The organism is Streptococcus sp. HMSC10E12 (genome assembly GCF_001807855.1).
GTDB classification, from domain to species: Bacteria; Bacillota; Bacilli; order Lactobacillales; family Streptococcaceae; genus Streptococcus; species Streptococcus salivarius.
This window is the reverse complement of sequence record NZ_KV791129.1, coordinates 15,391-27,725: the sequence shown is the minus strand read 5'-3', so window position 1 is coordinate 27,725 and position 12,335 is coordinate 15,391. Positions and strand designations below refer to the sequence as shown.

Genomic DNA, 12,335 nt, shown 5'->3' with positions numbered 1-12,335 from the left:
TCACAGGTCGTGCGTCAATTAAGGCAGAAGCTAAGGTTTCAAGCCCAGAGTTGGCCTACTATGATAAGGGTATGAGCGTTAACTACGACAAGGTTTTGACAGCCGATGGTCGTCAATGGCTTTCATACGTGACAACAAGTGGTGCTCGTCGTTATGTTGATATTGCAGCAGCCAAGGCGGAAGCTAAACCAGAAACAAAACCCGTTGCTAAGCCAGCCGATAAACCAAGTCTCCCAGAATCAGGCCGTTATACCTTCACAGGTCGTGCGTCAATTAAGGCAGAAGCCAAGGTTTCAAGCCCAGAGTTGGCTTACTATGATAAGGGTATGAGCGTTAACTACGATAAGGTTTTGACAGCGGACGGTCACACATGGCTTTCATACATGACAGTGAGCGGTGCTCGTCGTTACGTTGATATTGCTTAGTGTAATAATGATTAGGTTGGACATTATGTCCAGCCTTTTTTGATAGCCTTTCTTTATCATGAGATTGAATTTTTCAATTTTTGTGACGTCTTTTGGAGTGCTATAATGGTTAATATAGAATCGAGGTTATTATGAAAATCGCGTTGGTACAGATGGATGTCGTTCACGGACAACCTGTGGAAAATAAAAAACACGTCATAGAGATGCTGGAAAGGGCGCTTGATCACAATCCTGATGTTATTGTGCTTCCTGAAATGTGGAATACAGGCTATGCTTTAAATGAACTTGATGGGCTTGCGGATAAGGATGGATTGGACTCTCAAGAACTCTTGTCTCATTTTGCTAGGAAATATGCTGTAGCTATTATTGGAGGGTCCGTTGCTATTGAGAAAGATGGTAAATTCTACAACACGACCTATGTCTACAATAAGTCTGGGGACTTAATCAATACCTATAGCAAGGCCCATCTCTTTGGCCTTATGGCAGAGGACCAGTACATGTCTGCTGGGTCGAATGAGTCTGTTTTTGAGCTTGATGGTGTGATAGCTGCCAGTGTCATTTGTTATGATATCCGTTTTCCTGAATGGGTGCGAACACAGATGGCACAAGGCGCCAAGGTGCTTTTTGTGGTAGCGCAGTGGCCGGAACCTCGAGTGCAGCAATGGGAGATTTTGTTAAAGGCGCGTGCGGTTGAAAATCAAGCTTTTGTAGTTGCTGTTAATCGTGTCGGAACAGGACCAGACGATGTCTTCTCAGGACATTCTATGGTTATCGATCCACTTGGAAATGTGGTCTTAGAATCCAAGGAGCATGAGGAGGGCATTTTTACGGCCGATATTAATCTTGAAGAGGTAGATAAGGTTCGAGGTCAGATTCCTGTTTTTGAGGATCGTCGCACGGATTTGTATCATTAAGGAGCGTTTATGTTATTTGAAGAATCGGACTTATTGAAGGCATTGCCAGAACAGTTTTTTGCAGGTTTGGTTGCTAAGGTTAATGCCAAGGTGGCGGAGGGAGCAGATGTTATCAATCTCGGTCAAGGCAATCCCGACCAACCGACCTATGACCATATTGTTGAGGCGCTGTGTCTTTCAGCGAAAAATCCTGCTAGCCATAAGTATTCACAGTTTCGAGGCAATCGTCCTTTTAAGGAAGCAGCTGCTAGTTTTTACAGGAAACATTATGGGGTCGATTTGGATGCAGAGCGTGAGATTTGTGTCATGGGTGGAGCTAAAATTGGACTAGTGGAATTGCCTCTAGCGTTGATGAATCCTAGTGATCTCCTGCTCTTGCCTGACCCAGGTTATCCAGATTACCTATCAGGAGTGAGCTTAGGCCGTGTGACCTATGAAACCTTTCCTTTGACCGCTGAAAATGATTTCTTGCCAGATTTGGATGCCATTCCTGAGGAGACAGCTCGCCGAGCTAAGTTTATCTATATCAATTATCCGAATAATCCGACGGGGGCTGTGGCGACTAAGGCTTTTTATGAAAAGTTAGTTGCCTGGGCTAAGACCTACGAAGTAGGAGTGGTGAGTGATTTAGCCTATGGAGCTTTGGGTTATCAGGGCTATGAGAATCCTAGCTTTTTATCAACGCCTGGTGCTAAAGATGTGGGCATTGAGTTCTATACTTTCTCGAAAACCTTCAATATGGCTGGTTGGCGTTTGGCCTTTGCAGCTGGGAATGACCAGATGATTGAAGCCTTAAATCTGATTCAAGACCATCTTTTTGTGGGAATCTTTCCTGCCTTGCAGGAGGCTGGGATTGCAGCTCTCTTAGATCCTAAATCTGAGGAGGCTGTTGCCCAACTGAATGCGACTTATGATAGCCGTCGAGATGCTTTTGTCCAGGCAGCTGCTAAGATTGGCTGGCAGGCCTTTCCATCCAGGGGTTCTTTCTATGCTTGGATGCCTGTGCCAGAGGGGTACACCAGTGAAAGTTTTGCGGATCTTTTGCTTGAGAAGGCCCATGTTGCTGTTGCACCAGGTAAAGGATTTGGTCCTGCGGGTAACGCTTATGTTCGTATTGGGCTTTTGGTAGAGCCAGAGCGTCTGGTAGAAGCGGTCAATCGTATCGCCAACTTGCATTTATTTAATAACTAGATAGCAATTATGAAAACAAGTAGTTGAAAAAGACTGCTTGTTTTTTCATATTAATTACATTTTCCTCTTGACAAATGAATAAAAATGCAATAAACTAATTACATATTTATTCAAAAGGAGTGCATAAATGAAAATTTCAATCGTTGGTATCACTGGTTATAGTGGTTTAGAGTTAGTTAAAATTTTGAATAATCATAAAAAAGTGGAACTTGTTTCTATTCACGCAACCAAGGAAGTGGGCCGACGATTGTCTGATGTGTATCCCTATCTGAAAGGTGTTTGTGACTTAGACATTGAAGCTTATGATGCGGAAAAGATTATGAAAAAGGCGGATTTGGTTTTCTTTGCTACACCTTCAGGAGTTGCTAGTTCGCTTGCGGAGGAATTTGTTCAAGCTGATTTTCCTGTTATTGATTTATCTGGGGATCATCGCTTGCCGGCAAATGTTTATCAAGAATGGTATAAAAAATCACCTGCTAAGCAGAGTGTTTTGAATAAATTTACATACGCATTATCAGAATATACAGATGTGAAGGATAAGAAATTCATTGCCAATCCTGGATGCTATGCAACAGCGACGGAGTTGGCCTTGCTTCCTTTGGTTGCTTCTGATCTGATTGAGACGGATAGTGTCATTGTGGATGCCAAGTCTGGTTTAACTGGTGCGGGTAAGGCTTTGAGTGAGTCTAGTCATTTTGTCAATGTTCACGATAATTACGTGACTTATAAACTCAATCATCATCAGCATATTCCTGAAATTGTTCAAACCTTGCAGACCTTTAATCCGGAAATGCCTGAGATTCAGTTTTCAACGTCGCTTTTACCAGTTAATCGCGGAATCATGGCTACGGTTTATTGTAAGTTGAAGAAGGACGTTACTGTAGCTGATGTGGCTTCAGCATTCACAAAGGCTTATAGCGATAAACCCTTTGTACGTGTTCAAGACAGCTTGCCAGAACTGCACAACGTAATCGGATCGAATTTTACAGATATTGGCTTTGCCTATAATGAAAAAACCAATGTTCTGACAGTTATTTCAGTTATTGATAATCTGCTTAAAGGAGCAGCCGGACAAGCAGTGCAAAATCTCAACCTCATGCAGGGGTGGGATGAGACGGAAGGTTTGCTTATGACACCGTCATACTTGTAGATGTAAGCATAGAGTTAGGAGAAAAAATATGAAAGTCATCGATGGAACAATTGCTAGTCCGCTGGGATTCTCAGCAGATGGTCTACATGCGGGATTTAAAAAGAGAAAAATGGATTTTGGTTGGATTGTCTCTGAAAAACCAGCCAGTGTGGCAGGTGTTTACACGACCAATAAGGTGATTGCAGCTCCTCTAATTGTGACCAAGACCTCTGTTAAAAAGGCTGGAAAAATGAAGGCTATCGTTGTTAACTCAGGTGTAGCCAATTCTTGTACAGGGACTCAAGGTTTGGAGGATGCTTACACCATGCAGGAGTGGACCGCTGAAAAGCTAGGTGTTGAACCAGACTTGGTTGGTGTAGCCTCTACAGGGATTATCGGTGAGTTGCTACCAATGGATACGCTGAAAAATGGTCTTTCCAAGATAGTGGTTAATGGGAATGCTGATGATTTCGCCAAGGCGATTTTGACGACAGATACAGCGACTAAGACCATTGCTGTGACGGAGACCTTTGGACGTGATGTGGTCACTATGGCTGGTGTCGCTAAGGGCTCAGGCATGATTCACCCTAATATGGCGACCATGCTAGGATTTATCACTTGTGATGCTAATATTTCTAGTGATACCCTTCAATTGGCCTTGAGCCAAAATGTGGAAAAGACCTTTAATCAGATTACGGTTGATGGGGATACTTCGACTAATGATATGGTTCTTGTCATGTCAAATGGTTGCACACTAAATGAAGAGATTCTGCCAGATACACCAGAGTTTGATAAATTTTCGAAGATGTTGAATTTCGTGATGCAAGAGTTGGCTAAGAAAATTGCCAAGGACGGTGAAGGTGCCAATAAACTCATCCAAGTTGATGTGGTTAATGCCCCTAATGCTCTTGATGCACGTATGATGGCCAAATCTGTTGTCGGTTCAAGCCTAGTTAAAACGGCTATCTTTGGTGAAGATCCTAACTGGGGACGTATTTTAGCTGCTGTTGGCTATGCTGGTGTGGATGTTCCTGTGGATAATGTTGATATTATGCTTGGTGGTCTGCCAGTTATGTTGGCCTCTAGTCCTGTTTCCTTTGATGATGAAGAAATGAAAGACATCATGCATGATGATGAAGTTACTATAACGGTAGATCTTCATGCTGGTCATGAAAAAGGAACTGCATGGGGGTGTGATCTTTCCTACGATTACGTTAAGATTAATGCCCTCTACCATACTTAAGTTATCTATGACAAAGGAGTTAACTGATGACTACTGAATATATTGTAATCAAGATTGGTGGAGTAGCCAGTAAACAGCTAACTCCTGAGATATTGGCTAAACTGTCAGAATGGCAGCAGGCTGGTCAAAAAATTGTTATCGTCCATGGGGGCGGTTTTGCTATTAATCAGCTGATGGAGGAGAATCATATTCCAATTCACAAGGTCAATGGTCTTCGTGTGACGGGTCAGTCAGATATGGCCTTGATCAAAGAAGCCTTGGTTGACATAGTTGGGAAAAACTTAGCAGGTGAGTTGACAACTGCAGGTTTGCCAGCCTATCAGCTTGTAGACGAATTGCCAGACCTTGTCCATGCTGATTTCCTAGATCAAGAGACCTATGGTTTTGTGGGTGAAGTCAAAAACATCACTAATCAAACCCTAGTGGCGCTCTTATCTCAAGACAAACTTCCCTTGATTCCTAGCCTAGGCTATAGTGAGCAGGGGGAATTGCTCAATATCAATGCCGATTACCTTGCCAGAGCAGTGGCGATTAGTCTAGGTGCTAAAAAATTTATCCTTATGACAGATGTCAAGGGTGTTTTGGAAAATGGTCAGGTTTTGGAACAGCTGAACTTTGTGGACGTTCAGAAAAAAATAGATTCAGGTGTGATAACTGGAGGCATGATTCCTAAAATTCAAAGTGCTGCTCAGACAGTTCAAGCTGGTGTCGAGCAGGTCATTATTGGTGATAACCTGACAGACGGTACCATAATCAAGGAGTAAACAATGACAAAACTATTTTCAAATTATAAGCGGGCAGCGATTGATTTTGCTTCGTCTCAGGGCAATTATTTGACAGATACAACTGGCAAGACCTACTTGGATTTTTCATCAGGTATCGGGGTAACCAATCTGGGTTACCATCCCCATGTCAATCAGGCTTTGACAGAACAGGTGGGGAAAATTTTGCACCAGCCTAATCTCTATCACAATCAGTTGCAAGAAGATGTTGCTGACCTTTTAATTGGTGATAAGGACTATCTGGCCTTTTTCTGTAACAGTGGTGCAGAGGCCAATGAGGCAGCCATAAAAATTGCCCGTAAGGCTTCAGGTAAACAAGAAATCATTACCTTCCAAAATTCCTTTCATGGTCGAACGTTTGGATCTATGTCTGCCACTGGTCAGGATAAAATCAAACAAGGTTTTGGTGAAGGTGTTCCCCACTTTAGCTATGCTATTTTCAATGACATAGACAGTGTCAAGGCCCTAGCTAGTGAAGGAACTGCAGCTATTATGCTGGAGTTGGTTCAAGGGGAATCAGGTGTGCAACCTGCGGATAAGGACTTCGTTAAGGCTTTGTCTGATTTTTGTAAGGAGACAGGTATTTACCTCATTGTAGATGAGGTTCAGACAGGAATTGGTCGTACTGGTAAGCTTTTTGCTTATGAGCACTACGATATTGAACCAGATATCTTTACTCTGGCCAAAGGCTTGGCAAATGGGGTACCAGTGGGTGCCATGCTTGCCAAGTCCTCTCTTGGGACAGCTTTTTCTTACGGAAGTCACGGCTCTACCTTTGGAGGAAACAAACTGGCCATGGCAGCGGCCAAGGCTACGCTTGAAGTTATGTTGGCTCCAGGTTTTCTGGATACTGCTCTTGAGAATGGAAACAAGCTACAAGCACAATTGCAGGCAGCTTTATCTGATAAAGAGACAGTTACCACTGTGCGTGGCTTGGGGTATATGATTGGAATTGAGACCACTGGCAATCTGGGAGAACTGGTTCAGGCAGCTAGAGATAAGGGCTTGATTGTCTTAACTGCAGGGACAAATGTGATTCGACTCTTGCCACCAATCACCCTAAGTGATACTGAAATCGAAAAGGGTGTGGCTATCCTATCAGAAATATTTGACTAGAACATAAAAATCACTTGATTCTTGAATCAAGTGATTTCTTTTACTTATTGTCAGTAGCAATCTCGCTGAGAAGTCCTTTAGCTGTTGTTGTTGGCAGAATACGGACACGATTGAGTGAGAGGAGACCATCCTTGGCACTAGCTAGCCCTTCGTTGGTTGTTAGTCCTAACTTGTAACTTTTCTTAGCTAGGTCCAGTGTCGTTTGATTGTAGCGACCTGATGGGTAGGCAATGGTATTGACCTTGGTATTGAGCTTGTTTTCAAGGAAGTCGATAGAATCCGTTAATTCAACCTTTTGTGTTGCCTTGTCAGTGGCTGACAAATCGGGGTGGTTAACCGTATGAGACTGGAAGCTCATGCCGTGCGCCATCATTTCTTTCATCTGCTTGACGGTAAGATTTCCAGCATTTCCCTTCTTAACAAAGCCAGTGATGACATTGTTGGTCGCCTTAGCCTTGTATTTTTTGAGAATCGGATAGGCAATCGTATAGAAATCTTCGTTACCATCATCAAAGGTCAGCCAAACAACCTTCTTAGCAGGCAAGGCATTTTCGGTGAAGGCCTTATAGGCTTCTTCAGGCGTTAGGAAATAGTAGCCTGCCTTGGCCAAGGCCTTGATTTGTGCCTCGAAGAGGTCTGGGTCAACGATAAGGTTGGCGTTAGAAGCTTCAGATGGATCCATGACGTGTACGGCATGATACATCAGGATAGGGATTTGGACAGGCTCGTCATAGGTTTTCCATTTAGCTGTACTCGTAGATTGGCTTGTCTGGGTTCCTTTTTGGCTATTTCCAGACTGGCTTGGGCGGTTTAACATGAAAACTGCCAGTAAGCCAAGGAGGACTAGATTTAGTAAAAGCAGAAGAAGGTTCAGTTTCTTTCTGTTAGCGTTAGTTGATTTTTTCTTTTGAGAAGTCATTGTATCCCCTTTCAAATAGGTCTAGCTATTATTCTAACAAAAATGGGGTGATAATGCACAGAATTTTCAGTAAAAAAAGAATACTTAGCACCTTAAATGGCAACAATATTCTGTCAATTCCGATAGAAATATGGTACAATTAAAAAAATGTATGTTTTTAAGGAGAAATCGTAAATGTCTATTAAAATTGGATTGCTTGGCTTTGGTACAGTAGCTAGCGGTATTCCTTTCCTTTTGAAGGAAAATGGTGAAAAGGTTCTTGCAGCCTCACGTGACCAACTCGAAATTGCGAAGGTTTTGGTTAAAGATGACGAGGAAAAAAATCGTCTTATCGCTGCAGGTAACGACTACAATTTTGTCACAAATGTTGACGAAATCCTTAACGATGACGAGATTCAAATCGTTGTTGAATTGATGGGACGTATCGAGCCAGCTCGTACTTTCATCACAAAAGCGCTTGAAGCAGGTAAAAACGTAGTTTCTGCCAACAAAGACTTGATTGCTACTCACGGTAAAGAGTTGATTTCTCTTGCTCAAGATAAGGGTGTGGCTTTCTACTATGAAGCTGCCGTTGCTGGTGGTATTCCAATTTTGCGTACTTTGGCTAATTCTTTGACATCTGACAAGGTGACACGTATTCTCGGTGTGCTTAACGGAACATCTAACTTTATGATGACTAAGATGGTTGACGAAGGTTGGTCATATGAGGATGCTCTCAAGACTGCTCAAGAACTTGGTTATGCTGAAAGTGATCCAACCAACGACGTTGAAGGTATTGATGCTGCTTATAAAGCTGTTATCCTTAGCCAATTTGGTTTTGGTGCCACAATTGATTTCGACGATGTGACTCACAAGGGGATTACAAACATCTCTACTGATGATGTAGCTGTCGCTCAAGAATTGGGTTACGTCATCAAATTGGTTGGTGATGTGCGTGAAGTAGAATCAGGTATCTCAGCAGAAGTATCACCAACATTCTTGCCGAAAAATCACCCACTTGCTAGCGTCAACGATGTTATGAATGCAGTCTTTGTTGAATCTATCGGTATCGGCGAATCAATGTATTACGGACCAGGTGCTGGTCAAAAACCAACAGCAACATCTGTTTTGGCAGACATTATCCGTATTGCTCGTCGTCTTTCAGATGGTAATGTTGGTAAACCATTCAACGAGTTCCGTCGCGACTTGCCATTGGCTAATCCAGCGGACGTTAAGAGCAACTACTACTTTGCCCTTGATACGCCAGACGAAAAAGGAAAAATCCTTCACTTGTCTGAAATCTTCAACTCAGAAGATATTTCATTTGAACAAGTCTTGCAACAAAAAGCAAATGGTACAACAGCTCGTATCGTTGTGATTACACATGCTATGTCTAAAACACAACTCAAAGCTGTTACTGAAAAACTTGAAGCAGCAGAAGATTTCACTGTTGTCAACACATTGAAAGTTTTGTCTAACTAATTGATAAGCCCATACTGGTGCGTATAAGAAAGGTATTCAAGGAGAAAAGTCGCTGATGGCTTTCCTCCTTTTGGTGTATTATTATGAAAATTACTGTCCCAGCAACATCTGCTAATATTGGTCCAGGTTTTGACTCTGTGGGTGTTGCCGTTTCTAAATATTTGACAATCGAGGTGCTTGAACCAGCAGATGCATGGCATATCGAACATGATTTGGGAGATATTCCTTCAGATAAAAATAACCTCCTCATTTCAACAGCCTTGCAAGTGAGGTCTGATTTGCAGCCTCATAAATTGGTGATGACATCAGATATTCCCTTGGCGCGTGGTCTTGGTTCTTCAAGTTCTGTTATTGTCGCAGGAATCGAGTTGGCCAATCAATTGGCAGACTTGAAGCTCTCAGACGATGATAAACTTGATATTGCGACCAAGATTGAAGGTCACCCAGACAATGTTGCTCCAGCTATTTTTGGGAATCTTGTTGTGGCATCTTATGTGGATGAACATGTTAATAGCATCGTTACAGACTTTCCAGAGTGTGCCTTTGTAGCCTTTATTCCGAGCTATGAACTTAAGACGTCTGATTCACGTGGGGTGCTTCCAAGTGACCTTTCTTACAAAGAGGCTGTAGCTGCATCATCTATCGCCAACGTTGCCATTGCTGCCCTCTTTGCAGGTGATTTGGTTAAGGCAGGACGTGCTATTCAAGGAGACATGTTCCACGAACGCTACCGTCAAAAACTGGTTAAAGAATTCGTGACTATTAAGGAACTGTCAGGTCAATACGGTGCCTACGCTACCTATCTCTCAGGTGCAGGTCCAACGGTTATGACCTTGACGCCAAATGATCAGGCTGAGGCTCTTAAAACTGCTATCGATGGTCTTGGTTTAGATGGTGAAACCTTCATCCTATCTGTGGATAAAGCAGGTGTTGTCGTTGACTAGAAAAAATCAAGGGCTACTCTTTGGTTTAGCAACCTATATTCAATGGGGATTTTTATCCCTTTTTTGGAAGCTTTTAGCAGGTGTTTCGGCTTATAACACCTTTTCATGGCGAATTGTTTTTACTGTAGTGACTATGTTGGTTTATGCCCTGGTTGCTAAGCAAAATGCCCGTTTTAAAGATGAGCTAGTCGAACTTTGGCAGGATAAGAAAGTCTTACTTCGCATGCTACTTGCTAGTTTTCTCATAGCAGCTAACTGGTTGATTTATATCTATGCTGTGGGTCATGGGCAAGCGACGCAGGCTAGCCTGGGCTATTACATTATGCCTATTGTTTCTATCTTGTTCGCTCTTATTTTTCTTCGTGAATCTCTGAGCAGAACCATGTGGGCAGCAGTAGTCTTAGCTTTTATAGGAGTCTTAGTTCTTGTTGTCAATACAGGAAAACTTCCCATGGTTTCTTTGGGGCTAGCTCTGAGCTTTGGTTTCTACGGTCTCATCAAAAAAGGAGTTAGGCTCTCCAGTGACGTAGCCATGCTAGTAGAAAGTGGTTTGCTACTGCCTTTTGTAGTCATCTATCTCATTTTCTTTTCTCCAGAATCATTTTCTTCCTATTCGAGCATGGAAATGTTTCTCCTAGCCATCTCAGGTGTAGTGACGGCTGTTCCTTTACTTTGCTTCTCGGAAGCAGTCAAAAGGGCACCGCTTAACCTTATCGGTTTCATCCAGTATCTTAATCCTACGATTCAACTTCTCGTAGCCATTCTCATTTTTGGTGAGACGGTCAGCTTTGGAGAATTGAAAGGCTTCCTCTTTATCTGGATAGCCATCCTAGTCTTTGTAACTGGCCAAATAGTAACATTTCGTAGAAGTTCCTGATAGCCATCGGGAACTTTTTATAATGCCGACCTAAAAATGAGCCAAGTTTATCTGACAATTTTAGAACTTTAAGATATAATAGTAGTATTAGATTAAAATAGCGGAGAATTTTATGCGAAAAATGAAAAAGCTAGTGAGCTATCTGCTTTTGCTCGCTATCCCAGTTGCCATCGCTGCAGGCCTGTTTATCTTTAACGGTTCAGGTTATCGTTTGTCAGAACAAGATGCAGCAGACATTGCTTATAAAAATGCAGGTGTCAAAACTTCTGAGATTTCTCAATCAACAGTTTCAAAATCACGTTCTGGGCTTCACGGAAGTTATGAGATTAGTTTCACAACGTCAGACAACCATTTTGAGTATACGATTGACGGTCAGTCAGGATCTATTTTGAAACATAAGAGTGACCATCCAACATCTAAGGATGAGGATGATACTCAAAAAAGTGAAGAGCCTAAAGACGAGACTCAACCTAGCGAAAACAAGGAAGAGACAGCAGTATCTAAAGAAACTGCGCAAACAACAGCTCTTAACCATGCTGGCCTAGCTGAGGGTTCTGTGACCAACTTGAAAACGGATTTGAAGACTGAAGGAGACGGTAAAGTCTACAATATCAGTTTTGATTATGCTGCTAGTGGTCTACGTTATAAATACGCGGTAAATGCTGATTCAGGAGCTATCGTAGCTTATACGACTGAGTATCTGACAGGGGCTGCGATTCCTGCTCAGTAGGTCGCAGATAGAGTGAAAGCTCTCCTTATTATTGAGGAAAATCCTTGCAATTTCTCTGAAATGGTGTAAACTTAAAGTGAAAGCGGTAACAGTAGCTGTAAAAGTTGCCGTAAAATCAAGGAGGCTTTGACCATGAAAGAATTCCAAGCATTTAAAGACACGCTTAGCAATAAGGCTCTCAAAGCCATTTACGAAGAAAGTAAATTGGAAGTTCAAGATGAAACAACCGAAGGTACAGAAGCCTTCTCACTAGCCTTGGCAACTCAAATGGCTATCAATCTACTTGAAAGCTATGAAAAATGGCTAAAAGAAGAAAGAGCTAAGGAAGAAAAATAAGATACAATCCTTGTCGGAAGACAGGGATTTTTCTTATGAAAAATAAAAAGGGAAACATTGTATGTATGTTTCAAGGTGGAATCTGTAGTCTGACTGATTGTGATAGCATCTTCCCCACAATTTCATTTGTCTTGAGATTAAAAATGTGATAGAATAAGACCATTCAGAGGTGCTTTGAAGCCCATTTGTCACAGGAAGCGGTGGTACTGAGAAATCCGCACAAATGTCAAAGCTGGTTGCTGATGGTCAAATTGAATCAAGAAAGCTG

At 42.3% G+C, this 12,335-nt stretch carries 13 protein-coding genes; 12 read left to right on the top strand and 1 reads right to left on the bottom strand.

The features are described from left to right. From HMPREF3112_RS10805 to HMPREF3112_RS10775, 7 genes are all read left to right on the top strand, one after another. On the top strand, positions 1–425 hold a 425-nt coding region (locus tag HMPREF3112_RS10805), incomplete at its 5' end, for an SH3 domain-containing protein (RefSeq protein ID WP_176744483.1). Between the two features lie 131 nt (positions 426–556). Then, positions 557–1,339: a carbon-nitrogen family hydrolase gene (locus tag HMPREF3112_RS10800; protein WP_070439754.1), complete on the top strand. Its 783-nt coding sequence runs from the start codon at positions 557–559 to the stop codon at positions 1,337–1,339. 9 nt (positions 1,340–1,348) lie between these two features. Further along, entirely contained in the window at positions 1,349–2,530 is a 1,182-nt protein-coding gene (locus tag HMPREF3112_RS10795) for a pyridoxal phosphate-dependent aminotransferase (RefSeq protein ID WP_070439753.1), read from the top strand. 127 nt (positions 2,531–2,657) lie between these two features. Further along, the gene (argC, locus tag HMPREF3112_RS10790; protein WP_070439752.1) at positions 2,658–3,680 is read left to right on the top strand and encodes an N-acetyl-gamma-glutamyl-phosphate reductase; all 1,023 of its coding nucleotides are present in this window, start codon (positions 2,658–2,660) and stop codon (positions 3,678–3,680) included. A gap of 28 nt (positions 3,681–3,708) precedes the next feature. Beyond that, on the top strand, positions 3,709–4,902 hold the full coding sequence (argJ, locus tag HMPREF3112_RS10785; RefSeq protein ID WP_064523815.1) for a bifunctional ornithine acetyltransferase/N-acetylglutamate synthase: 1,194 nt from the start codon (positions 3,709–3,711) through the stop codon (positions 4,900–4,902). Between the two features lie 26 nt (positions 4,903–4,928). Beyond that, the gene (gene argB / locus HMPREF3112_RS10780) at positions 4,929–5,666 is read left to right on the top strand and encodes an acetylglutamate kinase (protein ID WP_070439751.1); all 738 of its coding nucleotides are present in this window, start codon (positions 4,929–4,931) and stop codon (positions 5,664–5,666) included. Positions 5,667–5,669: 3 nt separating this feature from the next. Further along, entirely contained in the window at positions 5,670–6,800 is a 1,131-nt protein-coding gene (locus HMPREF3112_RS10775) for an acetylornithine transaminase (protein WP_070439750.1), read from the top strand. 40 nt (positions 6,801–6,840) lie between these two features. On the opposite strand, the gene HMPREF3112_RS10770 is transcribed toward HMPREF3112_RS10775, so the two are convergent. Continuing rightward, positions 6,841–7,719: a polysaccharide deacetylase family protein gene (locus tag HMPREF3112_RS10770; RefSeq protein WP_070439749.1), complete on the bottom strand. Its 879-nt coding sequence runs from the start codon at positions 7,717–7,719 to the stop codon at positions 6,841–6,843. A gap of 174 nt (positions 7,720–7,893) precedes the next feature. Between HMPREF3112_RS10770 and HMPREF3112_RS10765 the strand changes: the two genes are divergently transcribed. From HMPREF3112_RS10765 to HMPREF3112_RS10745, 5 genes are all read left to right on the top strand, one after another. Next, a complete protein-coding gene (locus tag HMPREF3112_RS10765; RefSeq protein WP_002885943.1) occupies positions 7,894–9,180 on the top strand; it encodes a homoserine dehydrogenase in 1,287 nt (428 codons plus the stop codon). Positions 9,181–9,263: 83 nt separating this feature from the next. Then, a complete protein-coding gene (gene thrB / locus HMPREF3112_RS10760; protein WP_070439748.1) occupies positions 9,264–10,124 on the top strand; it encodes a homoserine kinase in 861 nt (286 codons plus the stop codon). Further along, positions 10,117–11,001 carry an EamA family transporter RarD gene (gene rarD / locus HMPREF3112_RS10755; RefSeq protein WP_070439747.1) on the top strand — a complete coding sequence of 295 codons (885 nt, stop codon included), beginning with the start codon at positions 10,117–10,119 and terminating at the stop codon, positions 10,999–11,001. Before thrB ends, rarD begins: the two co-directional genes overlap by 8 nt. A 112-nt stretch (positions 11,002–11,113) precedes the next feature. Further along, positions 11,114–11,731: a PepSY domain-containing protein gene (locus tag HMPREF3112_RS10750; protein ID WP_070439746.1), complete on the top strand. Its 618-nt coding sequence runs from the start codon at positions 11,114–11,116 to the stop codon at positions 11,729–11,731. A 132-nt stretch (positions 11,732–11,863) separates the two neighbouring features. Continuing rightward, positions 11,864–12,067 (top strand): hypothetical protein, encoded by a 204-nt coding sequence (locus HMPREF3112_RS10745; protein WP_002886082.1) that lies wholly within the window; start codon positions 11,864–11,866, stop codon positions 12,065–12,067. The last annotated feature ends 268 nt before the right edge of the window (positions 12,068–12,335 follow it).

Bases quoted from the DNA above. Each gene is read 5' to 3' on its own strand.
- HMPREF3112_RS10795 (WP_070439753.1), top strand. From the start codon at position 1,349: ATGTTATTTGAAGAATCGGACTTATTGAAGGCATTGCCAGAACAGTTT.
- HMPREF3112_RS10800 (WP_070439754.1), top strand. From the start codon at position 557: ATGAAAATCGCGTTGGTACAGATGGATGTCGTTCACGGACAACCTGTG.
- thrB (WP_070439748.1), top strand. From the start codon at position 9,264: ATGAAAATTACTGTCCCAGCAACATCTGCTAATATTGGTCCAGGTTTT.
- HMPREF3112_RS10765 (WP_002885943.1), top strand. From the start codon at position 7,894: ATGTCTATTAAAATTGGATTGCTTGGCTTTGGTACAGTAGCTAGCGGT.
- argB (WP_070439751.1), top strand. From the start codon at position 4,929: ATGACTACTGAATATATTGTAATCAAGATTGGTGGAGTAGCCAGTAAA.
- HMPREF3112_RS10750 (WP_070439746.1), top strand. From the start codon at position 11,114: ATGCGAAAAATGAAAAAGCTAGTGAGCTATCTGCTTTTGCTCGCTATC.
- HMPREF3112_RS10775 (WP_070439750.1), top strand. From the start codon at position 5,670: ATGACAAAACTATTTTCAAATTATAAGCGGGCAGCGATTGATTTTGCT.
- argC (WP_070439752.1), top strand. From the start codon at position 2,658: ATGAAAATTTCAATCGTTGGTATCACTGGTTATAGTGGTTTAGAGTTA.
- HMPREF3112_RS10770 (WP_070439749.1), bottom strand. From the start codon at position 7,719: ATGACTTCTCAAAAGAAAAAATCAACTAACGCTAACAGAAAGAAACTG.
- HMPREF3112_RS10745 (WP_002886082.1), top strand. From the start codon at position 11,864: ATGAAAGAATTCCAAGCATTTAAAGACACGCTTAGCAATAAGGCTCTC.
- argJ (WP_064523815.1), top strand. From the start codon at position 3,709: ATGAAAGTCATCGATGGAACAATTGCTAGTCCGCTGGGATTCTCAGCA.